At 36.8% G+C, this 26178-nt stretch carries 14 protein-coding genes, 2 rRNA genes, 1 pseudogene and 1 other annotated feature; of the genes and pseudogenes, 5 read left to right on the top strand and 12 right to left on the bottom strand.

The window, feature by feature from the left end:
- Window positions 1-85: 85 nt before the first annotated feature.
- The 4 genes from ACE83Q_RS06435 to tyrS form a co-directional block, all read right to left on the bottom strand.
- A 23S ribosomal RNA gene (locus ACE83Q_RS06435) occupies window positions 86-3005 on the bottom strand.
- A gap of 192 nt (window positions 3006-3197) precedes the next feature.
- A 16S ribosomal RNA gene (locus ACE83Q_RS06430) occupies window positions 3198-4758 on the bottom strand.
- The 16S and 23S rRNA genes sit together here, the layout of an rRNA operon.
- Window positions 4759-5166: 408 nt before the next feature.
- On the bottom strand, window positions 5167-7179 hold the full coding sequence (locus ACE83Q_RS06425) for a cation:proton antiporter (protein WP_409021915.1): 2013 nt from the start codon (window positions 7177-7179) through the stop codon (window positions 5167-5169).
- Window positions 7180-7208: 29 nt separating this feature from the next.
- Complete coding sequence (tyrS, locus tag ACE83Q_RS06420) at window positions 7209-8465, bottom strand: tyrosine--tRNA ligase (RefSeq protein ID WP_409021914.1); 1257 nt, start codon at window positions 8463-8465, stop codon at window positions 7209-7211.
- Between the two features lie 55 nt (window positions 8466-8520).
- Window positions 8521-8722, bottom strand: a binding site (T-box leader).
- Between the two features lie 163 nt (window positions 8723-8885).
- Here tyrS and ACE83Q_RS06415 point away from each other — a divergent pair.
- Complete coding sequence (locus ACE83Q_RS06415; protein WP_409022830.1) at window positions 8886-9833, top strand: NADP-dependent oxidoreductase; 948 nt, start codon at window positions 8886-8888, stop codon at window positions 9831-9833.
- 143 nt (window positions 9834-9976) lie between these two features.
- Window positions 9977-11716 (top strand): pyruvate oxidase, encoded by a 1740-nt coding sequence (gene spxB / locus ACE83Q_RS06410; RefSeq protein WP_409021913.1) that lies wholly within the window; start codon window positions 9977-9979, stop codon window positions 11714-11716.
- Window positions 11717-11812: 96 nt separating this feature from the next.
- Here the strand turns inward: spxB and ACE83Q_RS06405 are convergent, their stop codons facing one another.
- The 6 genes from ACE83Q_RS06405 to ACE83Q_RS06380 form a co-directional block, all read right to left on the bottom strand.
- Window positions 11813-18124: an isopeptide-forming domain-containing fimbrial protein gene (locus tag ACE83Q_RS06405; protein WP_409021912.1), complete on the bottom strand. Its 6312-nt coding sequence runs from the start codon at window positions 18122-18124 to the stop codon at window positions 11813-11815.
- Window positions 18125-18133: 9 nt separating this feature from the next.
- A complete protein-coding gene (locus tag ACE83Q_RS06400; RefSeq protein ID WP_409021911.1) occupies window positions 18134-18373 on the bottom strand; it encodes a hypothetical protein in 240 nt (79 codons plus the stop codon).
- 238 nt (window positions 18374-18611) lie between these two features.
- Window positions 18612-19586: an aldo/keto reductase gene (locus ACE83Q_RS06395; protein ID WP_409021909.1), complete on the bottom strand. Its 975-nt coding sequence runs from the start codon at window positions 19584-19586 to the stop codon at window positions 18612-18614.
- Between the two features lie 418 nt (window positions 19587-20004).
- Complete coding sequence (locus ACE83Q_RS06390; RefSeq protein ID WP_409021908.1) at window positions 20005-20325, bottom strand: carboxymuconolactone decarboxylase family protein; 321 nt, start codon at window positions 20323-20325, stop codon at window positions 20005-20007.
- A gap of 17 nt (window positions 20326-20342) precedes the next feature.
- Window positions 20343-20750: a cupin domain-containing protein gene (locus ACE83Q_RS06385; RefSeq protein ID WP_409021906.1), complete on the bottom strand. Its 408-nt coding sequence runs from the start codon at window positions 20748-20750 to the stop codon at window positions 20343-20345.
- A 39-nt stretch (window positions 20751-20789) separates the two neighbouring features.
- Complete coding sequence (locus ACE83Q_RS06380; RefSeq protein ID WP_409021905.1) at window positions 20790-21233, bottom strand: MerR family transcriptional regulator; 444 nt, start codon at window positions 21231-21233, stop codon at window positions 20790-20792.
- Window positions 21234-21485: 252 nt separating this feature from the next.
- On the opposite strand from ACE83Q_RS06380, the gene ACE83Q_RS06375 reads away from it, so the two are divergent.
- Both ACE83Q_RS06375 and ACE83Q_RS06370 read left to right on the top strand, forming a co-directional pair.
- A complete protein-coding gene (locus ACE83Q_RS06375) occupies window positions 21486-22457 on the top strand; it encodes an ABC transporter ATP-binding protein (RefSeq protein WP_409021904.1) in 972 nt (323 codons plus the stop codon).
- Window positions 22445-23959, top strand: a complete 1515-nt coding sequence (locus tag ACE83Q_RS06370) for an ABC transporter permease/substrate-binding protein (RefSeq protein WP_409021903.1) — start codon at window positions 22445-22447, stop codon at window positions 23957-23959. The genes ACE83Q_RS06375 and ACE83Q_RS06370 overlap by 13 nt, the downstream gene beginning before the upstream one ends.
- 65 nt (window positions 23960-24024) lie before the next feature.
- On the opposite strand, the pseudogene yidA reads toward ACE83Q_RS06370, so the two are convergent.
- Window positions 24025-24834, bottom strand: a pseudogene (gene yidA, locus ACE83Q_RS06365) (sugar-phosphatase).
- Between the two features lie 61 nt (window positions 24835-24895).
- Window positions 24896-25459 (bottom strand): elongation factor P, encoded by a 564-nt coding sequence (gene efp / locus ACE83Q_RS06360; RefSeq protein ID WP_409021902.1) that lies wholly within the window; start codon window positions 25457-25459, stop codon window positions 24896-24898.
- A 274-nt stretch (window positions 25460-25733) separates the two neighbouring features.
- On the opposite strand from efp, the gene ACE83Q_RS06355 reads away from it, so the two are divergent.
- Window positions 25734-26153 (top strand): hypothetical protein, encoded by a 420-nt coding sequence (locus ACE83Q_RS06355; protein WP_409021901.1) that lies wholly within the window; start codon window positions 25734-25736, stop codon window positions 26151-26153.
- Window positions 26154-26178 lie beyond the last annotated feature (25 nt).

Below are 26178 nucleotides of genomic sequence, written 5' to 3'. Positions count from 1 at the left end.
TCTTTTTTTTGAGAAAACTTATTCTCTCAAAACTAGCTAATATTTATCATTGATTTTTAAGCCGTACACCGTTTCACACCACTTTGTGGTTAAGTCCTCGACCGATTAGTATTGGTCCGCTCCATACATCACTGTACTTCCACTTCCAACCTATCTACCTGATAATCTTTCAGGGGTCTTACTTCCATAAAGGAATGGGAAATCTAATCTCGAGGTGAGCTTCACACTTAGATGCTTTCAGCGTTTATCTCATCCATACATAGCTACCCAGCGATGCCCTTGGCAGAACAACTGGTACACCAGAGGTATGTCCATCCCGGTCCTCTCGTACTAAGGACAGCTCCTCTCAAATTTCCTACGCCCGCGACGGATAGGGACCGAACTGTCTCACGACGTTCTGAACCCAGCTCGCGTACCGCTTTAATGGGCGAACAGCCCAACCCTTGGGACCGACTACAGCCCCAGGATGCGATGAGCCGACATCGAGGTGCCAAACCTCCCCGTCGATGTGGACTCTTGGGGGAGATAAGCCTGTTATCCCCAGGGTAGCTTTTATCCGTTGAGCGATGGCCCTTCCATACGGAACCACCGGATCACTAAGCCCGACTTTCGTCCCTGCTCGACCTGTAAGTCTCGCAGTCAAGCTCCCTTGTGCCTTTACACTCTGCGAATGATTTCCAACCATTCTGAGGGAACCTTTGGGCGCCTCCGTTACCTTTTAGGAGGCGACCGCCCCAGTCAAACTGCCCACCTGACACTGTCTCCCACCACGATTAGTGGCGAGGGTTAGAGTGTTCATACAACGAGGGTAGTATCCCACCAATGCCTCCTCCGAAACTAGCGTTCCGGTCTCTACGGCTCCTACCTATCCTGTACAAGTTATACAAACACTCAATATCAAGCTACAGTAAAGCTCCATGGGGTCTTTCCGTCCTGTCGCGGGTAACCCGCATCTTCACGGGTATTATAATTTCACCGAGTCTCTCGTTGAGACAGTGCCCAAATCGTTACGCCTTTCGTGCGGGTCGGAACTTACCCGACAAGGAATTTCGCTACCTTAGGACCGTTATAGTTACGGCCGCCGTTTACTGGGGCTTCAATTCTGGGCTTCGCCGAAGCTAACTCATCCTCTTAACCTTCCAGCACCGGGCAGGCGTCAGCCCCTATACGTCATCTTACGATTTTGCAGAAACCTGTGTTTTTGATAAACAGTCGTTTGGGCCTATTCACTGCGGCTGACCTTTCGGTCAGCACCCCTTCTCCCGAAGTTACGGGGTCATTTTGCCGAGTTCCTTAACGAGAGTTCTCTCGCACACCTTAGGATACTCTCCTCGACTACCTGTGTCGGTTTGCGGTACGGGTAGTTATACTCTAACTAGAAGCTTTTCTTGGCAGTGTGACATCAGTTACTTCGCTACTTAATTTCGCTCCCCATCACAACTTGTCCTTAAAGTTAAGCATTTAACTCAACTTCAGACTTATTGCTTGGACGCACATATCCATCAGTGCGCTTCCTTAGCCTGCTGCGTCCCTCCATCGTTCAAACAAATATAACTAGTACAGGAATCTCAACCTGTTATCCATCGTCTACGCCTCTCGGCCTCGACTTAGGTCCCGACTAACCCTGGGAGGACGAGCCTTCCCCAGGAAACCTTAGTCATTCGGTGGACAGGATTCTCACCTGTCTTTCGCTACTCATACCGGCATTCTCACTTCTAAGCGCTCCACCAGTCCTTACGGTCTAGCTTCGTTGCCCTTAGAACGCTCTCCTACCACGGAACCCTAATGGGTTCCATCCACAATTTCGGTAACATGTTTAGCCCCGGTACATTTTCGGCGCAGAATCACTCGACTAGTGAGCTATTACGCACTCTTTAAATGGTGGCTGCTTCTGAGCCAACATCCTAGTTGTCTGTGCAATTCCACATCCTTTTCCACTTAACATGTATTTTGGGACCTTAATTGGTGGTCTGGGCTGTTTCCCTTTCGACTACGGATCTTATCACTCGCAGTCTGACTCCCGGATATAAATCAATGGCATTCGGAGTTTATCTGAATTCAGTAACCCTAGATGGGCCCCTAGTCCAAACAGTGGCTCTACCTCCATGATTCTTAATTCCGAGGCTAGCCCTAAAGCTATTTCGGAGAGAACCAGCTATCTCCAAGTTCGTTTGGAATTTCTCCGCTACCCACACCTCATCTCAGCATTTTTCAACATACATGAGTTCGGTCCTCCAGTGCGTTTTACCGCACCTTCAACCTGGACATGGGTAGGTCACTTGGTTTCGGGTCTACGTCTACTTACTATGGCGCCCTATTCAGACTCGCTTTCGCTACGGCTCCGTCTTATCAACTTAACCTCGCAAGCAAACGTAACTCGCCGGTTCATTCTACAAAAGGCACGCTATCACCCATTAACGGGCTCTAACTATTTGTAGGCACATGGTTTCAGGAACTATTTCACTCCCCTTCCGGGGTGCTTTTCACCTTTCCCTCACGGTACTGGTTCACTATCGGTCACTAGGGAGTATTTAGCCTTGGGAGATGGTCCTCCCGGATTCCGACGGAATTTCTCGTGTTCCGCCGTACTCAGGATACTGCTCTGAGAGATTTTCATTTAGTATACGGGGCTATCACCCTCTACGGCGAGTCTTCCCAGACTCTTCTACTATAAAAATCTTTGGTAACTCAAATGAGCAGTCCTACAACCCCAAGAAGCAAGCTTCTTGGTTTGGGCTCTTCCCTGTTCGCTCGCCGCTACTTAGGGAATCGATTTTTCTTTCTATTCCTGCAGGTAATTAGATGTTTCAGTTCCCTGCGTTTACCTCTATATAACCTATGTATTCAGTTAATAGTAACAGTCGATTAAAACTGCTGGGTTCCCCCATTCGGAAATCTCCGGATCAAAGCTTACTTACAGCTCCCCGAAGCATATCGGTGTTAGTCCCGTCCTTCATCGGCTCCTAGTGCCAAGGCATTCACCATGCGCCCTTGATAACTTAACCTAACTTTACTTAAAGCAAAGTGGTTTTGTTAAGAACTACGTTCTTAACTAATAAAACGCGGTGTTTCTCGGCTTATTGCTTAAAAATTTAATAAATATTATCTAGTTTTCAAAGAACAAATTTTTTGAGAGTAAACCCCTCAAAACTAAACAAATTTTCGACAAGTGTGTAGGTTTCCGTAATATTCCTTAGAAAGGAGGTGATCCAGCCGCAGGTTCTCCTACGGCTACCTTGTTACGACTTCACCCTAATCATCTGTCCCACCTTAGACGGCTGGCTCCTAAAAGGTTACCTCACCGGCTTTGGGTGTTACAAACTCTCATGGTGTGACGGGCGGTGTGTACAAGGCCCGGGAACGTATTCACCGCGGCATTCTGATCCGCGATTACTAGCGATTCCAACTTCATGTAGGCGAGTTGCAGCCTACAATCCGAACTGAGAACGGCTTTAAGAGATTAGCTTAACCTCGCGGTCTCGCAACTCGTTGTACCGTCCATTGTAGCACGTGTGTAGCCCAGGTCATAAGGGGCATGATGATTTGACGTCATCCCCACCTTCCTCCGGTTTGTCACCGGCAGTCTCATTAGAGTGCCCAACTAAATGCTGGCAACTAATAATAAGGGTTGCGCTCGTTGCGGGACTTAACCCAACATCTCACGACACGAGCTGACGACAACCATGCACCACCTGTCATTCTGTCCCCGAAGGGAACGGCCTATCTCTAGGTTTGTCAGAAGATGTCAAGACCTGGTAAGGTTCTTCGCGTTGCTTCGAATTAAACCACATGCTCCACCGCTTGTGCGGGCCCCCGTCAATTCCTTTGAGTTTCAACCTTGCGGTCGTACTCCCCAGGCGGAGTGCTTAATGCGTTAGCTGCAGCACTGAAGGGCGGAAACCCTCCAACACTTAGCACTCATCGTTTACGGCATGGACTACCAGGGTATCTAATCCTGTTTGCTACCCATGCTTTCGAACCTCAGCGTCAGTTACAGACCAGAGAGCCGCTTTCGCCACTGGTGTTCTACCATATATCTACGCATTTCACCGCTACACATGGTGTTCCACTCTCCTCTTCTGCACTCAAGTTATCCAGTTTCCAATGCATTTCTTCGGTTGAGCCGAAGGCTTTCACATCAGACTTAAAAAACCGCCTGCGTTCGCTTTACGCCCAATAAATCCGGATAACGCTTGCCACCTACGTATTACCGCGGCTGCTGGCACGTAGTTAGCCGTGGCTTTCTGGTTAGATACCGTCACTAGGTAAACAGTTACTCTTACCTACATTCTTCTCTAACAACAGAGCTTTACGATCCGAAAACCTTCTTCACTCACGCGGCGTTGCTCCATCAGACTTTCGTCCATTGTGGAAGATTCCCTACTGCTGCCTCCCGTAGGAGTTTGGGCCGTGTCTCAGTCCCAATGTGGCCGATCACCCTCTCAGGTCGGCTACGTATCATTGCCTTGGTGGGCCTTTACCTCACCAACTAGCTAATACGCCGCGGGTCCATCCAAAAGTGACAGCTTACGCCGTCTTTCATTATCAAACCATGCGGTTTAACAAATTATGCGGTATTAGCACCTGTTTCCAAGTGTTATCCCCCTCTTTTGGGCAGGTTACCCACGTGTTACTCACCCGTTCGCCACTCATTATCTTCGGTGAGTGCAAGCACTCGGTGAAGATAATGCGTTCGACTTGCATGTATTAGGCACGCCGCCAGCGTTCATCCTGAGCCAGGATCAAACTCTCATATAAAAAGTTGATTGCTCTTATTGTTTTGTTACTTTTTGAAACTAGCGAATTGACTTCGCAAATGTTTGCTCTTAACTCTTAGTTAAGAGACCCTACACATTTGATTTGTCGAAAATTTGTTCAGTTTTCAAAGATCTACTTGGTTGCTTTTGACAACTTTTATATTATATCAAGGATTTCGTTAATTGTCAAGAACTTTTTTAATTAATTAACTGATCACATTTGAATTAGTTGTTTACTACTGAAGCAACGTTTATTACTTTACCAAGAATAATCACCTTCGTCAAGCCTTTATTTAAATTAAATCTAAAAATATTGATGTAATCGTATACATCTGTACTTTTAGAGCTTAAATAAAAAAATAATTTCAAAAATGGACTATTAATCCTAATTTTTGAAATTATTTTTTATTTAATGTTCAACTAATAATTGCTGCATTTGTAATGTTTGCGCCTGATTTATTTCATCATACAATTTGTTAGCCAATTGCTCGTTAATTACTCCTGCTATAAATTGCGTTAGAACATAATTATATTCTAACTGAAATGCTTGAATAAATAAATCTACTGATATTTTTCCATTTTCTTCGTAATCTCTACGAAAATGCCTTTGTCGATCTTCGATAAATCTTTCAACATTTTGAATATCATCTAGTTGTCCATGTGCAGTAGCCAAACGTTCTTTTGTTAAATCACGTAAGTACTGTTCAAGTAATTCATGCAGTTGCTTTTCCAGTTCCCATAGTAATGACCGAAAATCATCGTGTATTTGCATTTTTTCAGCGTTTTGTTTAGCCCATTTTTTTCTAGCTTTACTTCTCTGTCCATGTGTTATCTGCCCATGGCTAATATGCCAAACTTCATGCCTAACCTGATGATCTACCGACCGAATAATCCGATAAATACTCACGCGTTGTCTCCCATAATCTGTATCCAAAATTTTTCTATACGTACTGAGTACTCGGGCAGGATAAATTTCTTTTATCTCATTACTATTTAAAAATTCATCTTCAATTTCATTAATTTTTTTAAATAATTCTTGATGCTTGTCATATCCCTGGATATCATTAAATCCTTTTTGTGATTGTAATTGTTGAATAACCGCGTATCTTACTTCATTAGACGGAATACGTTCTGTAAGATGTAAACTAGCGTAATCAATCATTTGTATTCGTGAATTATTTAATTCATCTTTACTAAAAGATAAATTTTTAATTGGTAATATTTTAGGTAACACTACTGCCGGCGTTACCATACTTAATAGTATGACGGCTGTTGCTATAATTAAGATTTCTTCTCGATATGGAAATGCATGTCCATTTATGAACATAGGTAACGAAAAGGCCATCGAAAGTGTGATTGTGCCATGCACACCGCTCAATCCAAATATAAATGCATTTTTACGTCTTTTTTTAGATTTAAATGGTCCAAAAAAAGCTACAACATATGTTTCATTTTCAATTTGCGCCCATACGTATCGAATAACTACCATCACCACATAAATCAACAATCCCAATCCTAACAGCTCAAATGATTGCCTTATCCCAAGCTTCACAAGTGAACGGAAAATTTCAGGCAAACTAATTCCTAATAAAATGAAAACAATACTATTAAGCATTGCTGTTAGTGTCTCCCAGATGGTTGACGAGACTAATTGAACACGTGTTGCTGTTAATTTTAAATGTTCTGATTCAATATTATGAACAATCCCTGCTGTTACAACAGCAATTATGCCGGATGTCCCTAAACTTTCTGCCAATAAATAGACAATAAACGGTGTTAACAATGCAATTGGAATAATCGTTAACTCTGGTGATGTAACTTTCTTATTAAAATATGTTCTAATGCTAACTAAGATTCCACCTGTCATAACCCCAACTACAATACCACCAACTGCGACGAAAACAAATTGGAATAATCCACTATAGATGGAAAATGTTCCTTTTTCCATCACAGATAATGCTAAATTTAGCATCACTAATCCACTTGCATCGTTAAATAATGATTCGTACTCAAGGGCAGTATTAACCCCTGAATCGAGTTTTGATGCTGACGTTAAGGATTTTACTGCTATAGCATCAGTCGGTGTCACAATGGCAGCTAATGCTATTGCAAGTGGCAATGTCCAACGAACTTCTAATCGGTTCGCTAATAATCCCACTATTACAACTGTAATAAGCGCTAAAACTACTGATAGTAAAAGAATCGCATGGAAATTTTTACGAATCCCCCTAACAGATGTCTTTTGCCCATCATTAAACATAAGTGGTGCAATAATGAATAACATAAAATACTCTGGTTCTAATTCAAAGTTAGCCATAACTGGTATTAATGATAGTAATAAGCCGATTACTATCAGAATAAAAGCATCTGGTATTTTAGGAAGAACTTCGTGAATTATATTTGAAATAATAATCCCCACCACAAGAAAAGCTATTACATAAAATAGTGCCATTATGCGTTAACGCGGCCTAACCAGTACTTCTTTTTACCACGACGAATAATCACAAATTTACCGTCAAACTCTTTAGAAGGATCAATCATAAAATCTAAATCTTGAATTTTTTCACCATTAATGCGGATGGCCCCATTAGTGATATCTTCACGTGCTTGTCTTTTTGATGATTCAATTTTTGTATTTACTAATAATTCAACAATATTTTCTGGTTCTGCTGCTAATTCAACAGAAGGCATATTTTTAAACCCTTGTTCAATTTCGCTCGTTGTTAATTCTTTCACTTCACCTGAAAATAAAGCTGCAGAAATATGTTCAGCTTCAATTACAGCTTCTGGACTATGAACAAATTCAGTTACTTCTCGTGCTAAGCGGCGTTGTGCTTCACGTTTTTCTGGAGCTGTTTCCACTGATTTTTGGTATTCAGCAATCTCATCTGACGTTAAGAATGTGAAAAATTTCAAATATTTTACAACATCTCGGTCGTCTTGATTTAACCAAAATTGGTAGAATTCATATGGTGTTGTTTTTTCTGGATTTAACCAAACTGCGCCACCAGCTGTTTTACCAAATTTAGTACCGTCAGCCTTAAGCATTAGTGGAATTGTTAGCCCATAGGCCTTTGTATCTGAACCTAGCTCTTTATGAATAAGATCAATTCCTGCAGTAATATTCCCCCATTGATCAGCCCCACCAATTTGTAATTGAACATCATGGTGTTTGTGTAAATGTAGGAAATCAACTGATTGTAAGATTTGGTATGTAAATTCCGTGAATGAGATACCAACTTCCAAACGACTCGCAACAACATCCTTTGCAAGCATGCTGTTTACATTAAATAACTTACCGTAATCGCGTAAGAAATCAAGCAAGCTAATTTTTGATAACCAATCATAGTTATTTACAATTGAAATATTTGAATCTTGTCCAAATAATTTGGTCATCTGTGCAGTTAGGGCTTGCTCGTTATGATGAACTTGGTCCATTGATTGCAGCACACGTTCAGAGTTTTTACCACTTGGGTCACCAATTGAACCTGTACCACCACCAATAATGATGTATGGATGATGTCCTGCTAATTGAAATCTTTTCAACATCATGAACGGAATTAAATGTCCGATATGCATACTATCCCCTGTTGGATCAACCCCACAGTATAAGCCAATTGATTTTTCAGACGTTAGTTCACGTAACCCATCTTCGTCTGTTGTTTGATTAATTGCGTCGCGCCATTCTAGTTCGTCAATAATATTCATTTCTGTTTCCTCCTATAATATAAGTATAAAAAAATCCCTGATATCTAAAAAAGATATCAGGGACGAATTAATTTCCGCGTTACCACCCAAGTTATTATCTACATAGTATAGTAGATAATCGCTCAATCATCGTTAACGAGATGAATCGTTGTTAGCTCCATAGCGTACTTCACTCATCGATATTTCCTGATTTCCAGCGACCATCAGGTTTCTTTAAAATTGATCGACAAATTACTGAACTACTTCATCACTTATAGCTATAATATACGTAAATAAAGCCTAATTGTCAATTTTAATCACAAGAATACTGTCAATATGAAAGAGTGTCTTGATTGCATTCTATTTCGTTATTCGATACAATTCACTTACAAATTAAAAGTAACTGGAAAGAAGAGGAATCCGATGACAGAAAAGAAAATGATGTCAGCCGTTGTAATTGATGAATTTGGCGGACAAGATAAACTTAAACAACGTGAAGTACCTATGCCTGAAATGACGGCGGATCAAGTAATTGTTCAAGAAAAAGCAGCAGGAATTAATCCAATTGATTGGAAAACGCGTGAAGGCTTTTTACAAGGTATGCTTAACTGGCAATTCCCTATTATTTTAGGTTGGGATGTATCGGGTGTTATCACAGAAGTAGGCGCTAACGTAACCGATTGGAAAATTGGTGATGAAGTCTTCGCACGCCCTGCCACGACTCGTTTTGGTACTTATGCCGAATATACTGCTGTTGATGCTAATTTGCTTGCACCAAAGCCTAAAAATATTAGCTTTGAAGAAGCTGCTGCTGTTCCTTTAGCTGGTTTAACTGCATGGCAAGCACTTTTTGATCATGGTCATTTAGAAAAAGGTGAAAAAGTCTTTATTCATGCTGGTTCAGGTGGCGTTGGCTCTTTCGCTATTCAACTTGCTAAATCAGTGGGTGCTTACGTTATTACCACAACTAGCTCGAAGAATATTGATTTTGTTAAAGGACTTGGCGCTGACCAAGTCATTGATTATCATGAAACAGATTTTGCGGAAATTTTAAAAGACATTGACCTTGTAGTTGATACAATCGGTGGTGACGCACAAGAAAAATCAGTTAATATCTTAAAACATGGCACAGGTCGTTTAGTTGCTATTACTGGGATGGATTCTGAAAAAACAGCAGGCCTTGCTGAAGCAAGAAATGTGACTTTTGATTCAATTTGGTTAGATCCAAACGGTGAAGAATTAACTAAATTAGCTGATATGCTTGAAGATGGCACTATAAAAGTGACCTTAGATTCAGTTCATGAATTCTCTGCAGAAGGTGTAGCAGAAGCTCACGATCGTAGTGAATCTCATCATGCACTTGGTAAAATTATCGTTCGTTTTAAATAAAACCTATCCAGGTAGTTTAGACTAAAAAGTCTGAACTACCTTTTTTTAATTACTAAAAGTAAATGCTTTCACTGGTGTTAATTCATTGGTAGATTTATACTATCATTGTAGAATAAAATTTTTCAAGAAGGAGATTTACTATTATGCCAAAAAAAATTAATGCATCAGATGCTATGCTTAAAGTTTTAGAAGATTGGGGCGTTAAAACCGTCTATGGGTTGCCAGGTGGTTCATTTGATTCAACAATGAATGCACTACATAATCGTAAAAATACAATTAATTACGTACAAGTTCGTCATGAAGAAGTTGGCGCACTCGCAGCAGTTGGTGAAGCTAAAGTAACTGGAAAATTAGGTGTTACTTTTGGTTCCGCTGGTCCCGGTGCTGTCCATCTATTAAACGGACTTTACGATGCTAAATATGATGGTGTTCCTGTTCTTGCCTTAGTTGGTCAAGTTGGTACACAAGTGATGAATACAAACTATTTCCAAGAAATGAATGAAAATCCAATGTTTGAGGATGTTTCTATTTATAACAGAACAGCAACTACACCCGAAAACTTACCCATTGTTGTTGATGAAGCTATTCGTCAAGCCTACAAATATAATGGCGTCGCAGTTGTTACAATTCCGACTGATTTAGGTTGGCAAGAAATCGATGACACCTTTGTTTCAACAGCCGCAACACACCAAGAACCTCTTTACCCAATGCCTCGTGATAAACAGATCCAAGATGCCTTAGATATTTTAACAACAGCTAAGACACCCATTATTTATGCTGGGAAAGGGATCCGTGGTGCCGGTAAAGAATTAATTGAATTATCTGAAAAATTATCATTACCAATCGCAACAACTGCGCTTGCCAAAACAATTATTCCTGATGATTACAAAGCATACATGGGTTCTGCTGGACGAGTTGCAGGTAAACCTGGCGTTGACCTTCTTCGTGGCGCTGATGCTGTTCTTTTCATTGGCTCTGATTTTCCATTTGGTGAATATTTCTTTTCTCCAGATGCTAAATTCATTCAGGTCGATATTGATTCTGAAAAATTAGGTAAACGTCATTCAGTTGATGTCCCTATTTTAGCCGATGGTAAGGAAACTTTAATCGCATTAAATAAAGCCGTTAAAACACCTGTTGCACCAACAAAATGGTTCAAAGCTGCCATCGCTAACAAAGAAAACTGGATTAAATGGATTGATAGCTTTACTGAAGATGACAGTAAGCCACTTCGTTTTGAACCAGTTTTCAATGAAATTAACAAAATTAAAGATGACGATGCAATTTTCCAAATCGATGTTGGTAATGTAACGATTGAAGCAATGCGTTTCTTACGTCTTGGTGAGAAAAATAAATTTACAACATCCGCATGGTACGCAACGATGGGTTATGCACTACCCGCAGCAATTGGGGCTCACTCTGCATTTCCAGATCGTCAAGTTTTCTCAATTTCTGGTGACGGTGGTTGGACGATGGTCATGCAAGATGTCTTAACACAAGTTAAATACAACATGCCTATCATTAATGTTGTCTTAAGCAATCAGGAACTTGGCTTCATCCGTGCTGAACAAGATGATAAACAACAACCTCACTCAGGTATCGATTTAATTGATGCTGATTGGGGTGCAATTGCCAATGATATGGGAGCTAAAGGTTATACCGTTCGGACATTAGCAGAATTAAAAACTGCTTTTGCTGAAGCTAAAGGTTCAAAAGTGCCTGTTGTGATCGATGTTAAAGTAACTTCTGACCGTCCACTTCCTGTTGAACAACTCGTTATTGATCCTGAAACACAAGATCCAGATGCTGTTAAGGCTTTTATTAAAGAATACCAAGCAGAAGGTTTAATTCCATTTCGAGAAATCCTCGAAAATCAAGATTAATTGAAATTCCATTTGATATAACAAAAAAAGACATGAATCCGTAAAAATCGGATTCATGTCTTTTTGCTACTATTTAATTCTTTAGTTAATTAGTTTTTAGTCTCTTCTACGACGATAAACAGCAAATCCTAAAAGACTAATTAATCCTAATCCCATAAGCATTAAGAAACTACCAGCTGATTCTCCAGTTTGTGGTAATTCTTTTTGCGTTTGAGAAGGTGTTGCTGACTTATTATTATCTACTTCAACTGGTGTTGGTGTTGTTACGGTATTCTTATCAACAACTGTTACTTCAAAGCTACTATTTGGTGGTGTTACTTTATGTCCATCACCATCTGTTCCTTCACCTGTTGCAGTATTACTAATTTGTGACCCTTCTTCTCCTGCAATAACTTTGACCTTAAACATAACTGTCTTAGTAGCTCCGGCTTCAAGATCACCCAATTTAGCTGTTAATGTACCCTTATTCCAAGCTTCCTTATCAGAAATAATTTTACCATCAACGCTAGTTGTATTTGCTACTAATTCCAAATGTTTTGTATCTAAGTTATCTTTGACAACTGCATCTTTCCATACACCTGCATCTTTTGCATTTTTTGCGTTGATTGTGTATGTGAATGTGTCACCTAATTTTACATCAGATTGACTTGCTGTCTTTTCAAGACTTGGTTTTGGTGCGACGTTAGCTGGTACTACAGGGACCTTTGTGATAGGAACAGTTACTGTTACGTCTGGTGGTGTTACTTTATGTCCATCACCATCTGTTCCTTCACCTGTTGCAGTATTACTAATTTCTGAACCTTTTTCATCTGAAATCACTTTGACTTTAAAGGTTACCGACTTAGTCGTTCCTGCTTCAATGTCACCCATTTTTGCTGTTAATGTATCTTTATTCCAAGCTTCTTTATCAGAAACTTTTTCCCCATTGATCATAGTTGTGTTTGCAACTAATTCTAAATGTTTTGTATCAAGATTATCTTTAACAACTGCATCGTGCCATGTACTTGCACCTTTTGCATTTCTCGCATTAATTGTGTAAGTAAATGTGTCACCTAATTTTACATCAGATTGACTGGCAGTTTTTTCTAAACTTGGTTTTGGATTTGTTGGGTTCTCTGTTTCTGGTGTAGGTACTTCTGGTACTTCACCATCTGGTGTTGTTCCTGTACCAGTCGCAACATTATCTAATTTGCCATCGGCATCTTTCGTTACGATAACATCAAATCCTACAACAACTTTTTGACTGCCTTTTAAATCACCAATATTAACATTCAAGTTTTGGCCGTTAAAATGACTATCAGCTGTTGCTTTACCATCTACTGTTAATGTTCCAGCTTTGTATTCTAATCCTTTAACAAGATTATCTTTAACAAAAACATTATAGATCATTCCAAATTCATTTGTGTTTTCAGCGGTAATATCATAATGTAACGTATCGCCAATCTTCACTTCTTGATTATTAATATTATTTCCTTTTGAATCAGATACTGCTTTATCAAGTTTTAATTTACCTTCTTGATAATCAACAGATACATCAGCTGAAGCATCTGGTGGTGATACTTTTTTACCTTCACTATCTTCACCAGTTGAACTTGCCGTATTTGCAATATTCTTGTTATCTGGTACCGCGATTACTCTAACAGTGAATGTAATAGAAACACTTTCTCCCGTTTCTATATCACCAATATTAAGATCTAATTTATTTGCTGTCCATCCTGGGTTATCGCTAACTGCTTTGCCATCAACTCTTGTCGAATTTTTAACATATTCTAAATAACGACTATCTAGTTTATCGCCAACAGTTACATTAATCCATTTAGCAGCATCTTTAGCGTTGCTAGCTTTAATTGTGTATTGGAATGTTTCTCCCAAATGTGTTTTTTGTACACTAGCTACTTTTTCTAAAGTTGGATTAGGTTTTGTTTCATTATTTGTTTCTGGTGTTGGTGTCGGTGGTACTTCTCCTTCAGGTGTTTTACCTTCAACAAAGGCTACGTTAGTCATATCTGAAGAAGCTTTCTCATTAATTTTAACGTCGAAACTTAAAACAGACGTTTCATCATGTTTCAAATCTCCTACATTAACACTAATATCTTGACCTGAAACACCTTTATCACTAACTGTTTTACCATTAACTTTAAGTGTTCCTGGAGTATATGTGAAGCCTTTTTCTAATGAATCTTTCACTAAAACGTCCGTTACAATACTATCTTTAACAACGTTAGTTACTTTGATTTCAAAATGTAAAGTATCTCCAACTTTTACTTCTTGTCCATTTAAATTATTACCGGCAGCATCTGAAACTGTTTTCAAGCTCTTTAATGCCCCTGGCATATAATTAACTGGAACATCTACTGTTGCATCAGGTGGTGATACTTCATTACCTTCACTATCATTACCAGTTGCAGAAACAGTATTAGAAATAACCTTATTATTAGGAATTGCAATAACTTTTACTTTAAAAGTTACGACATCTTTTTGATCATTTTTAACATTTCCTAAATCGACCTTCAAAAGATTACCATTCCAAACATCTTTATCAGCCACAGATTTTCCATTTACTTTTGTCGATCCTTTAACATATTCCAAATAATTTGTATCCAATTTATCTGAAATACTTGCATCATGCCAAGTACCCGCATCATGTGAATTTTTTGAAGTAAGTGTGTAATTGATATTTTTACCTAATTCTGTTTCCGTTACATCACTTGTTTTCGTTAATGTAGGTTGTGGATTAGCATAATTAGTTGTTGGTGGTGTTGGCGTATCTGGTATTTCTGGAGTTGTTCCTGAAATAATAGCAACGTTTTCCAATTTACCAGAAGCTTTATCAGTAACTGTTACATCAAATCCAACAGTAACAGATTCTTTACCCTTTAAATTACCAACATCTATTTTTAGATTTTGCCCATTAAAATTACTATCGCTAGCTTTAACGACTGTACCATCAGGTTGCGTAACCGTTAATGTTCCAGGTGTGTATAAAAAGGCATCAACTAATTCATCTTTAACTTTAATTCCTCTTAATATTGTGCCAATTTCACTAATATTAGATGCAGTCACGTCAAAGTGAAGTGTATCTCCAATTTTAACGACATTACCATTAATATTGTTACCATTTTTATCACTAACCGTTTTAACAATTCCTAATTCACCAATTTTGTAATCAACTGGTACATTAACAGTTGATTCTGGTGGATTAACTGGATTACCTTTACTGTCTTCACCTGTTGCTTTGGCAGTATTAGGAATAACAGTTTGTTTTTCTTCTGGGATAGCTTTAACTTTTACTTTAAACGTAATTGTTTTAGACTCGCCTGCTTTTAAATCGCCCAACTTCATTGATAATGTATTTGCATTCCAAGCTGTTGCGTCAGGAATAGCTTTATCATCTAATTTTGTTGAACCTGCAACATAATTTAAATATTGTCCTTTAATTGCATCGGTTACTTGAGCATTGTGCCAGATTCCTGCACCCTTTTCATTGCCTACTTTAATTGTATATTCAAATGTATCGCCATATCCTAAAACATGGGTAACATCAGAAGATTTTTTAAGTGTTGGTTTAGGGTGTGTCGTATTATCTGTTTCTGGTGTTGGCTCTTCAGGAATTTCACCACCTGGTGTCGTTCCTGAAACAAGTGCAACGTTTTTCATATTACCATCAGCATCTGCTGTAATTGTAACGTCAAATCCAACAGTTACTTCTTCTTGTCCTTTTAAATCACCAACATTAATTTTTAAATTTTGACCATTAAAGTTAGTGTCAGCAGCAGTTTTTTTGTTGCCATTAACATCAGTAACAGTTAATGTTCCTGCTTTATATGCAAATGCTTTGATTAAATTATCTTTAACAACAACACTTGATATGATACTGTTATCAACGGTATTTTTAACTTTAATGTTGAAATGGATAGTATCTCCAACTGAAACTTCTTTACCGTTAATATTGTTTCCTTTTTCATCGGTTACAGATTTTACAGAAGCAAGTTGTCCATCTTTATACTCAACAGGAACTCTAACTTTAGCTTCATCAGGTTTAACTTCTTTACCTGTTGCATCTTTACCCGTTGCATTTGCAGCATTATCGATAATTTTATTTTTAGGAATATTTATAACTTTTACTTTAAATGTAACAGTTTTAGATTCTCCTGCTTTTAAATTACCAACATTATAGTTAAATGTTTTCTTGCCTGTCCAAGATGTTGCGTCACTAATTGCTTTTCCATCAAGGGTTGTACTATTTGCTACTAATTCAAGATTAGCAGTATCTAAACTATCTGTCATTGTGACATCATGCCAAGTCCCATTGTTACTAGGATTAGTAACTTTAAGTGTATACATGTACGTATCACCTAACTTAGCTGATTTAACACTTGCTGACTTAGTTAATTGTGGTTTAGTAACTTCTTTATAATTTTTAAGATCTAATTTAACTGGAACTTTTTGATCTTTTGTAATTGTTATCATATGTGCTTTTGTATCTTTAATATAGCCAGGTAAAGCAGTTGTTTCTTCAATTGTATAATCACCTGGTTCTAAATAATGCAAGTCAAATTGACCTTTAGCATCAGTTGTTAAGTCTGTTTTTATTACTTTTCCTCTAGCGTCTTTTAAACTATATTTAACACCCTTTAAAGGTGTTCCAGTGTCGCCATCTGTTTTAGTTATCGTAGCGTCACCGTTATAAATAACTGTTTTGTTAGACTCAACTGGATTAGAATATTTAGAAGCAAATAATCCTTGATTTAAAATGTCGCCCGTCCCTGTTACTTTAGCTTGAAAAACAACTTCTCGCTTAGTTCCAGGAGTAATATTACCTAATTTGATGTCACCTTTATTCCAAACAGTATCTGTTTGCTTAGTACCATCAATCATTAATGAACCAGGTACATAAGTATGACGTGCATCTAAGACATCTTTTATTTCTCCATTAGTTAAATCTTGTGTATTTTCTTTATTTGATTCATAAGCGAGACGATATTCAACTGTATCGCCCTTCTTTTCAATTGTTTTTGTTTTGTAATCACTATCTTTATTCGTAATATTCTTAACATCTTTTTTCAATGTCGATTTTGTTTGGTCAGGTAATTCTTCAATCGCTACAGCTTGATAGTTCGTATAAGTTCCAGTTGATCCTGTAAATCCCCAATAAACTTCTGAGCCGCCAAATAATTTGTCAGGATCGGCTACCTTATAATTAGCAGTGCCAAAACCTGCAACCGTATAATGTAACGTGTTAGTTGCTGATGCCCAGTTCATATTAACCTTACGCCATGCACCATTTGCTAATTGATTAGCTTTAGTTCCTAGCATTAAGTTTTTATGTTCTCTAGCTACTGCTTTTGTTTCTTGAATTGCGATGTGTCCATACTCACTATTCGTTTCAGGTACATCACCATCATTAGTTCCGACTGTCTGACCATTATTATAGAAAGTATCAAATTCTAAGGCCAAGCCCTTACTAATATAATCTTTATTGCTTATATTACTATTCGTAGTCCCATAAGCACCTAGTCCGGCACCTGCAGTCCCAATAGCAGCTAACTCTCTAGGGTCGTTTTGCATGACAAAAGTAATTCCATCTGCCCCACCACCACCATTATTGATATTACCACCGTTCTTATCACCTAAATAGACATACATACTCATTTTGAAATCTTTTTTCAAATTAATTTTATTCTTATACCAAAGACCACCTTTTTTATAAGTGCCATCTTCGTTAACAACCACTTCATTCTTATTTTTTGAATGAACATACGAATCGTACCCTTTAATCACTTCAAACGTATCCTCTAATTCAATATTTGTTCCTTTTGTTGGTGGGTCAGGAACGTCTTCTGGAGCTTGACGAACAACTGATCTAGTATCAAGTTTGCTACTTTCAGCGTTAGTCGTTACTTTTTTATCTGTTTTTTTAGTTGATTCTTTTGTTACTTCTTTTTGAATAAATTTAGCACTAATTGTTTTTTCGCTAGTGCTACCATTTTTAACAAAATCAGTTAGTTCAACTTTCCCAGTAGTATCACTCGCTTTTTGTGCAGCAAGTGTTAAAACAAGTTCGCTACTAATCTTATATGAAGCTAAATTAAACGTTACGATATTTGTTTTCTTATCATAGCTTGTTAATCCTTGTTCTAGACCTTTTACAGATTGGTAAGTTAAGAAACTTGGTAATTTAACTTCCATCTTCTGTAAATCTTCACGATTATCACTAATTTTTAATTGGTATTTATCTTTATCTTGCACCTTAATTTCTTGAATCTCTTTGTCTTTATTATCTAAAACATGAATTCCCTTTGTTTCTTGTGCACTAGTCGTTTGTGGCTGGCAGATAATTGATAATGGTGATGAGATTACTTGCATGCCAACAAACATCGTTGTTATGATTTTGTAAAAAACTTTCATTTTTCATCCCTACTTTCCCTTTATATGTACTGTAACTGAATTAGATTTTTCTGAAACTTTTTTTTCGCTACTACTCTTTTTAGTTTGATCACTTTTTTTAACTTGGCTACTTTTAGACTCACTATTTTTAGACTCGCTATTTTTGGAACCACAACCTGAAATAATGCCTCCAATAAAAATTAGAAATATAGCTAGAAACAAAAAATTTTTTATACTTAATTTCATCATAATTCCCCTTTTATCTTCCATATTTATACTGTTTAGAATACGGTAAAAATATATATAAATCAATATGTTGTGCACGTCCTAATAGTGTTTATAACACTTATATACATTGATTGTTGTTACATTTCCATGATAATCGTTGTTGCATCAATCTTATACAATCTATAACTTATTATAAAAAAATAAAAATAAATGTATATACTAGTTTTTCCGTAAATAAAAAAGGTATATAACCATAAATTATTGGTTATATACCCCCTTATTATTTCACAATTTTATCAATTTTTGCTAATTCTTCTGGTGCAAAATCCAAATGCTCTAATGCCTTTAAATTATCTTTTAATTGGCTCACGCGACTAGCACCAATAATAACCGACGAAACAGAATTATCTTTCAAATCCCAAGATAGTGCCATTTCAGCCAAGGTCTGGTTACGATTTTTTGCAATTTCATTTAATGCACGAACCTTTTTAAGGGTTGATTCAACTCTTTCAGTAGATAAGGTATCAAATCGTTTCACTCTAGAATCATCCGGAATACCATTCAAGTAACGATCAGTCAATAACCCTTGCGCTAAAGGACTAAAAGCTACTGTTCCTATTTGCTCTTGCTTTAAAACATCTTTTAATCCATCCTCTATCCAACGATCTAATAAGTTATATCTAGGTTGGTGGACAACGATAGGTGTGTTTTTAGCTTTTAGCAATTGAATCATCTTTTCAGCTTCTGGTGCCCGATAATTTGAAATTCCAATATACAAGGCTTTACCTTGGCGAACGAGTAAATCCAAAGCTTCAGCTGTCTCTTCCAATGGTGTATCTGGATCTGGACGATGGTGATAGAAAATATCGACATAATCTAACTGCATACGTTGCAATGATTGATCCATACTGGCAAATAAGTTTTTCTTTGAACCCCATTCACCATAAGGACCTGGCCACATATAGTAACCTGCCTTCGTTGAAATAACCATTTCATCCCGGTAGGCACTTAAATCTTCACGTAAAATACGTCCAAAATTCTTTTCGGCAGCACCATCACCGTAATTATTAGCCAAATCAAAATAAGTAATTCCATTATCAAATGCTGTTTCAATAATATCTTTTTGCGTTGCTAAAGGTGTCTCATCCCCAAAGTTCTTCCATAAGCCTAAGGCAATGGCAGAAACTTTTAATCCACTATTACCAAGACGATTATAAATCATTTTATCATAACGTTTTTCATTTGCTTGATACATTAACTATCTCCTCCTAAACTAATTACAAATTACATTATAGCGCTTTCACGTCTGCTGGGCAATCATATAATATTACTTAAAATTCGCTTATCTTATTAATTTGTGCCACTATTATTAGGTAACTGAAGGAGTTGATTCCATGTTTAAAAAAATAAACGATTATATAAATGTCCATTATATTAAAATATTTATCTTAACATTAGCTATTGCAACCATAATTAGAGTCATTGTGGCATTTTTCATAAATAAACACTTTTTGAATGTAGAATTTATTATTGCCGCGATTACGATTGTTATCATTTCACTTTTAATCAGACAAGACCTCAAGAAATAATTAGGTAAGCAAAAATACTGACTCGATACTTTTGACAAAGTACGGAGTCAGTATTTATTTGATTCATGTCTCACTTTTAAATAATTAGTCTTCAAAAACGTCTTTAGCAATATTAAATGCTGACCAAGCTTTAGGCCAACCAACGTAGAAAGATAAATGTGTGATAATTTCAGCAATTTCTTCTTTTGTAATTCCATTTGTTTTGCCAATTGCCATGTGTACTGGCAACTGTTCAAAGTTACCACCTGAAATCAAAGCTGAAATTGTTATAAGACTGCGTTGATGTGCTGGTAATTCACTTTCACGTGACCAAACTTCACCAAATAAAACATCATCATTTAATTCTGCAAATTTAGGTGCAAATTCGCCTAAGTTATCGCGTCCTGCTGTTTGTTTCTTTACCATAATGTAATATCCTCCTATTAATCTTCTAATTTACCGTACGTTTCGTCATCAACAGCTTCTAACCATTCAGGTGTTCCTGCTGTAATAGCAACATGTGAGAACCAACTATCTTTTGTAGCACCGTGCCAGTGTTTAATCCCGTCTTTTGTGACAACAACATCACCAGCTTTTAAACGACGCGCTTGTTGCCCTGCTTCTTGGTACCATCCCTCACCGGCAGTGACCAATAATAGTTGGTAACCGTCGTGATGGATATGCCAATTATTACGAGTTCCAGGTTCAAAACTAACATTTCCAACACCAACGTTAATATCTGGATCTGCCACTAGCATATCTAAATAACTTTGACCAACAAAGAAATCTTTGTATGCTTCATTTTTTTCACCTATTGGAAAAAGACCGTTTTTAATTTGTTCTTCATTCATTATAATTACCTCCCTTTATTTTATACGGTTAACCTAGCATTAATCGTATATCGCGAATTGTTCTAGATACTTTTCAAAACTAATATCTTCTGACACTTCGTCTTCATTTGTTCCGTGTGAAACTTTTCCATCATACCAATCAATTTTATGAGAAATAATTTCAATATTATGCTGTAATTCTGCCATTTCGGACAGCGCATTTTCTTTTACCTGACTGAGCATCTCGCGTCGTTCTTTAATGGTTGCATCACCTTGCGCTCGTAGTTCAACGTATTTAATTATTTCATTAATCCGCATCCCCGTCCCCTTAAGATGAAGCAAAAATCCTACCCATTTAATATCATGTTCCGTGTAATAACGTAAGCCTGCAGAATTACGGCGAGGCTTAATTAAGCCCTCTTTTTCATAATATCGCAGCGTAAAACTTGATAACCCAACTAATTTAGCAAACTCACCAATTTTATATTGTTGCTCATTCGTCATTCAATCGCCTCCTTCAATAGTTTCTATTAAAACACTTAGAGTGGACTCTAAGTCAAATTTTTCTACATATTATTTTTAATATTAAGACTTACTCCATCCATCAATCCAGCCCATTCCTACACCAAAATTTAATTTCACCATTTCAAGAACAAACGTTTGCTTAATATTTTTCATTCATGTAGTATTAACATCGAAATAGTTACCATTTCCAAATATATTACATATAAAATAAGTCGAAATGAGGGTTTTATTTTGTTAGATTTCAAACACGTAAAAAAAACATTCAAAACAGTTACCGTATTAAACGACTTAAACTTACATATTGATACAGGGGAACTTTTTGTTCTCGTTGGCCCTAGTGGTAGTGGTAAAACGACAACTTTAAAAATGATTAATCGATTAATTGAGCCCACATCGGGTACTATTAACTTTGAAAATCAAAATATTGATCAGATTCCATTACATGCTTTACGTTCACAGATTGGCTATGTCTTACAACAGATCGCTTTATTTCCTAATATGACAGTTGCTGAAAATATCAGCTTATTACCAGAATTACAAAAATGGCCTAAAAACAAACAAAGAGAACGTGTCGATGCCTTATTAACGCGTGTTGGTTTGCCGCCTGAAGCATATCGTAAGAGAATGCCTAGCGATTTATCCGGTGGCGAGCAACAACGAATTGGTATTTTACGAGCAATTGCAACTAAACCAAAATTAATTTTAATGGACGAACCGTTTAGTGCACTGGATCCTATCTCAAAAAAAACATTACAAGATATCGTCATCGATTTACATGAAGAGCTACACAATACCATTATTTTCATTACGCATGATATGTCTGAAGCTCTTCGCCTCGGAACTCGTGTTGGTGTTATGCATGATGGCAATCTCATTCAAGTTGGTACCCCTGACGAAATTAGAAATGCACCAAAAAATGATTTTATTTCAGAGTTTTTTGGGTTAGACGTATCTAACACGCAATTTAATTTGGCTGAAATGATTCAAAAATCATTTAGTCTTCCAATTGATGAACTCGCTAATAATCACGTCATCTCAACTCAAACGACATTTAAAGAACTCATATCTCTACTTTCTAAATATACAATTATAAATGTTAAAGATAACAATCAGAATCTCATTGGTGCAGTTGATGCCCAATGCTTAATTCGTTATGGTGCAAGTATGTCTGATAGCGAGGTGGATGATCAATGGCAAATTTAATCGCAACTTTTAAATTGCACCGTGCTGATTTATGGACCGCTATCCTTCAACATTTACAAATATCATTACTTTCATTGCTGATTGCAACCATCATTGCCGTCTTTTTAGCAATTTGGTTAGCACAGCATAAAAGAGCAGCAGAAATTATGTTGCAAATTACCAGTGTTTTACAGACAATTCCTTCACTCGCGCTGCTAGGGCTATTAATTCCACTAGTCGGAATTGGAACGCTACCTTCAATTATCGCATTAGTTGTTTATGCTTTACTGCCCATTTTTCAGAACACATATGCAGGTTTAACTGGTATTGATCCATCATTAGAAGAAGCCGCAACTGCATTTGGTATGACACGTGCACAAAAACTTATTCGATTTGAATTACCCTTAGCTATGCCACTAATTATTTCAGGCATTCGTATTGCGCTTGTTCTAATTATTGGAACCGCAACACTAGCTGCTTTAATTGGTGCTGGCGGGTTAGGAACATTTATTCTGCTGGGAATTGATAGAAATGATATGAGCTTGATTATTATTGGCGCTCTGAGTTCTATTATTCTAGCGATTGTTTTCAGTGTTTTAATCCGGCAATTGCAGAATTTAAAGATAAAAACAATTACCATTATATTAATTACCTTAGGATTCCTATTTGCTGTTGGTGCCACAATCAATACTTTCACACATCAGAAAAAAGAATTAGTCATTGCTGGTAAAATGGGGGCAGAACCTGAAATTCTAATTAATATGTATAAAGATTTAATTCAAGATGACGACGCCAATATCAAAGTTACTTTAAAACCAAATTTTGGTAAAACGAGTTTTCTATACTCTGCACTAAAATCTAATTCAATCGATATTTACCCAGAATTTTCAGGTACGGTACTTGAAGAATTAGTAAAATCACCACTCAAAAGTACAAATGAAAATCAAGTCTACCAGCAAGCAAAAACCGAAATTAAAGTTAAATCCGATTTAGATTATTTAAATCCGATGGCTTATCAAAACACCTATGCCGTCGCTGTCACTAAAGACTTTGCAACTAAATATCATCTATCAAAAATTTCTGATTTATCACGAGTATCTTCAAAAATAAAGGCGGGCTTTACGCTTGAGTTTCTAAACCGTGATGATGGTTACAAAGGGTTACAAAGCAAGTATCATTTGTCATTTAACACTAAATCTTTTGAACCAGCACTTCGCTATCAAGCCATTGTGAATGGTAATGTAAATTTAGTTGATGCCTATTCAACTGATAGTCAGCTCGTCAAATATAATTTGGTCACATTAAAAGATGACAAGTCATTATTCCCACCTTACCAAGGCGCCCCACTTGTTGCAAAGGGCATCTTACAAAAATATCCATCCATCAAAAAAAGTTTAAATAAATTAACCGGAAAAATTTCTGATACAGATATGCAAAAAATGAATTATCTAGTTGATGTTAAAAATGTCCCAGCAAGTACCGTCGCACACGACTACTTAACAAAGCAGCATCTTTTAGACTAAATAAAAAGTTTGGAATCTCGCTAATCTCAAGCGGACTCCAAACTTTTTTATATTTTTATCGTTATTTAATCTATATAACATTCTAATGCGACCGCAACGCCATGATTAGCGTTTGATTCCGTCACATAAGTTGCCGCTTCTTTTAATTCAGGAATAGCATTTCCCATCGCAACAGTCGTTCCGGCTATGGCAAACATCGTTAAATCATTATGTTGATCTCCTATTGCCATAACCTCTTCTTCTTTTAATCCCAGTTCTGCGATTAAATCTGTTAATGCATTTCCTTTATTAGCTTTTTTATTCAAAACTTCTAAAAATTCTGGCAAACTACGTACAACATAATAACTATCATCAAATATTTTTTGAATATTAATCATTTGTGCATCTAAAACTTCAGGTTCATCCACAAACATAATTTTAGAAACGGTTAAGTCTCGTGACATTTCTTCTGGATTTCGTACAAATAATCCTTCATTATTTTCAGCTGCTTGAATAACGGTCACACGACCAACATCTTTATTAGATGTATAAATTCGACTCTCATCATCTAAAATATTGTAATGAACATTTAATTCATAACTTAATTTATCTGCAGCTGTATAGTCGTCAAAAGTTAACGTATGTTGCGCTAAACGTTTTCCACTTACTGTTTCAATAATTGCGCCATTTTAGGTAATGACGTATTGGTCATCCCCACTAATCCCTAATTGTTCAAGAAATCCAACCACACCAGCTAAAGGTCGACCCGTACAAAGGACGACTTTAATTCCCTTTTGTGTCACTTTTTTAACGGCATCAATTGTCTCTTTTGCTAATTTGCCCTCTGGATTTAGTAACGTATCATCAATATCTATTGCAACTAGTTTAATTCCCATAGTAATCTCCTCGTTTTTAATGATTAAAAAAAGGCAGTCTCAAGAGACTACCTTTTCAATCTTATTTAGGTGCACGTTTAAGATATGTACCTTCTTGTGTATTAATTTCAAGAACGTCATCTGCTGCGATGAAATCAGGAACATTAACAACAAGTCCTGTTTCCATTGTTGCTGGTTTACCTGAACCAGTTGCTGTAGCGCCTTTGATTGAAGGCTGTGTTTCAGTAACACGTAATGTTACAACAGTTGGTAATGTTAAGCCAATAACTTCTGTACCGTAAAATTGGATTTTAACTTCCATATTTTCCAATAAGAATTTTGCTTCATGTTCGATAATTTCTCTTGGAATTTCATATTGTTCATATGTTTCTAAATCCATAAAAATAGCCATTGTATCCTGGTTGTACAAGAATTGAACTGGTTTCGTTTCAATATTAGCTTGTTCAACTTTAACTTCTGGACGCATTGTTGTTTCAACAGTTGAGCCAGTACGAACGTCACGTAATTTCATACGCATAACCGTGTTACCTTTACCTGGTTTGTGATGACTTGCTTCTAAAACTTTAATTAATTTGCCGCCTTGTTCAAAAGTCATTCCGGCTTTTAAGTTAATTGCTTCAATCATAATTTATTATCTCCCTTTTTATAAAACGTTTCTCATTGAGTATACCAAATTGAAAAGGCTTAATCTATAGTGACACTTACAAACATCACTGGATTTTATTAAATAAAAAGTCAAAAATAGCGCATTTTCTTTATTATTAATCGTATATCCAAATTATCAGCTATATTTGTCCAAATACTTCGACAATATCCCTACACATCCTATACTAGCAAGGCTATAATATATATATAATCAAATAATTATCTTTTTAATTATTTTGAAAGGAAGTCTTATTTTGCTAAAAAACAATCATATTAATTTATATACTACCTATCGATCAATTATCTTCCTTTGTTTCAGCTTGTTCTTTTTAGTGTTACCTACCTATACTGTACAAGCTGCTACCTCGTATACACCTCCTGTAGGTTACCCGATGGGAGCTGCTACGAATGTCACTGGTTTTGCTGGTGGTACAATCACGTTTAATTCTAATGATATTGACTCCCTACAAGGTCAATTTTTTGCAAAAACATTTACTTCCTCAGGTACCGCCGGAGGTTCTTCTATAAAATACTTAAAAAATTATGCTCATGATTCAACAGCTAATTTAACTGATGCTGATTATGCAAAGGTTAATCCTACAATGATTTCTGAAAATATTACTGGAGCTGATATGATTCAGTGGTATGGTAATAAAAATAGCTTTATTTTTTAAAAATCTGATAATAAAGTCAAAGATT

Origin of the sequence: Dellaglioa kimchii (genome assembly GCF_046115505.1) — a bacterium.
GTDB classification, from domain to species: domain Bacteria; phylum Bacillota; class Bacilli; order Lactobacillales; family Lactobacillaceae; genus Dellaglioa; species Dellaglioa kimchii.
The sequence above is the reverse complement of the archived record's forward strand: the minus strand, read 5'-3'. Positions and strand labels throughout refer to the sequence as shown.

What these genes read in the sequence shown, in the direction of transcription:
- tyrS (WP_409021914.1), bottom strand. Translation starts at nt 8,465, where the DNA reads ATGAATATTATTGACGAACTAGAATGGCGCGACGCAATTAATCAAACA.
- ACE83Q_RS06415 (WP_409022830.1), top strand. Translation starts at nt 8,886, where the DNA reads ATGTCAGCCGTTGTAATTGATGAATTTGGCGGACAAGATAAACTTAAA.
- spxB (WP_409021913.1), top strand. Translation starts at nt 9,977, where the DNA reads ATGCCAAAAAAAATTAATGCATCAGATGCTATGCTTAAAGTTTTAGAA.
- ACE83Q_RS06405 (WP_409021912.1), bottom strand. Translation starts at nt 18,124, where the DNA reads ATGAAAGTTTTTTACAAAATCATAACAACGATGTTTGTTGGCATGCAA.
- ACE83Q_RS06400 (WP_409021911.1), bottom strand. Translation starts at nt 18,373, where the DNA reads ATGGAAGATAAAAGGGGAATTATGATGAAATTAAGTATAAAAAATTTT.
- ACE83Q_RS06395 (WP_409021909.1), bottom strand. Translation starts at nt 19,586, where the DNA reads ATGTATCAAGCAAATGAAAAACGTTATGATAAAATGATTTATAATCGT.
- ACE83Q_RS06390 (WP_409021908.1), bottom strand. Translation starts at nt 20,325, where the DNA reads ATGGTAAAGAAACAAACAGCAGGACGCGATAACTTAGGCGAATTTGCA.
- ACE83Q_RS06385 (WP_409021906.1), bottom strand. Translation starts at nt 20,750, where the DNA reads ATGAATGAAGAACAAATTAAAAACGGTCTTTTTCCAATAGGTGAAAAA.
- ACE83Q_RS06380 (WP_409021905.1), bottom strand. Translation starts at nt 21,233, where the DNA reads ATGACGAATGAGCAACAATATAAAATTGGTGAGTTTGCTAAATTAGTT.
- ACE83Q_RS06370 (WP_409021903.1), top strand. Translation starts at nt 22,445, where the DNA reads ATGGCAAATTTAATCGCAACTTTTAAATTGCACCGTGCTGATTTATGG.
- efp (WP_409021902.1), bottom strand. Translation starts at nt 25,459, where the DNA reads ATGATTGAAGCAATTAACTTAAAAGCCGGAATGACTTTTGAACAAGGC.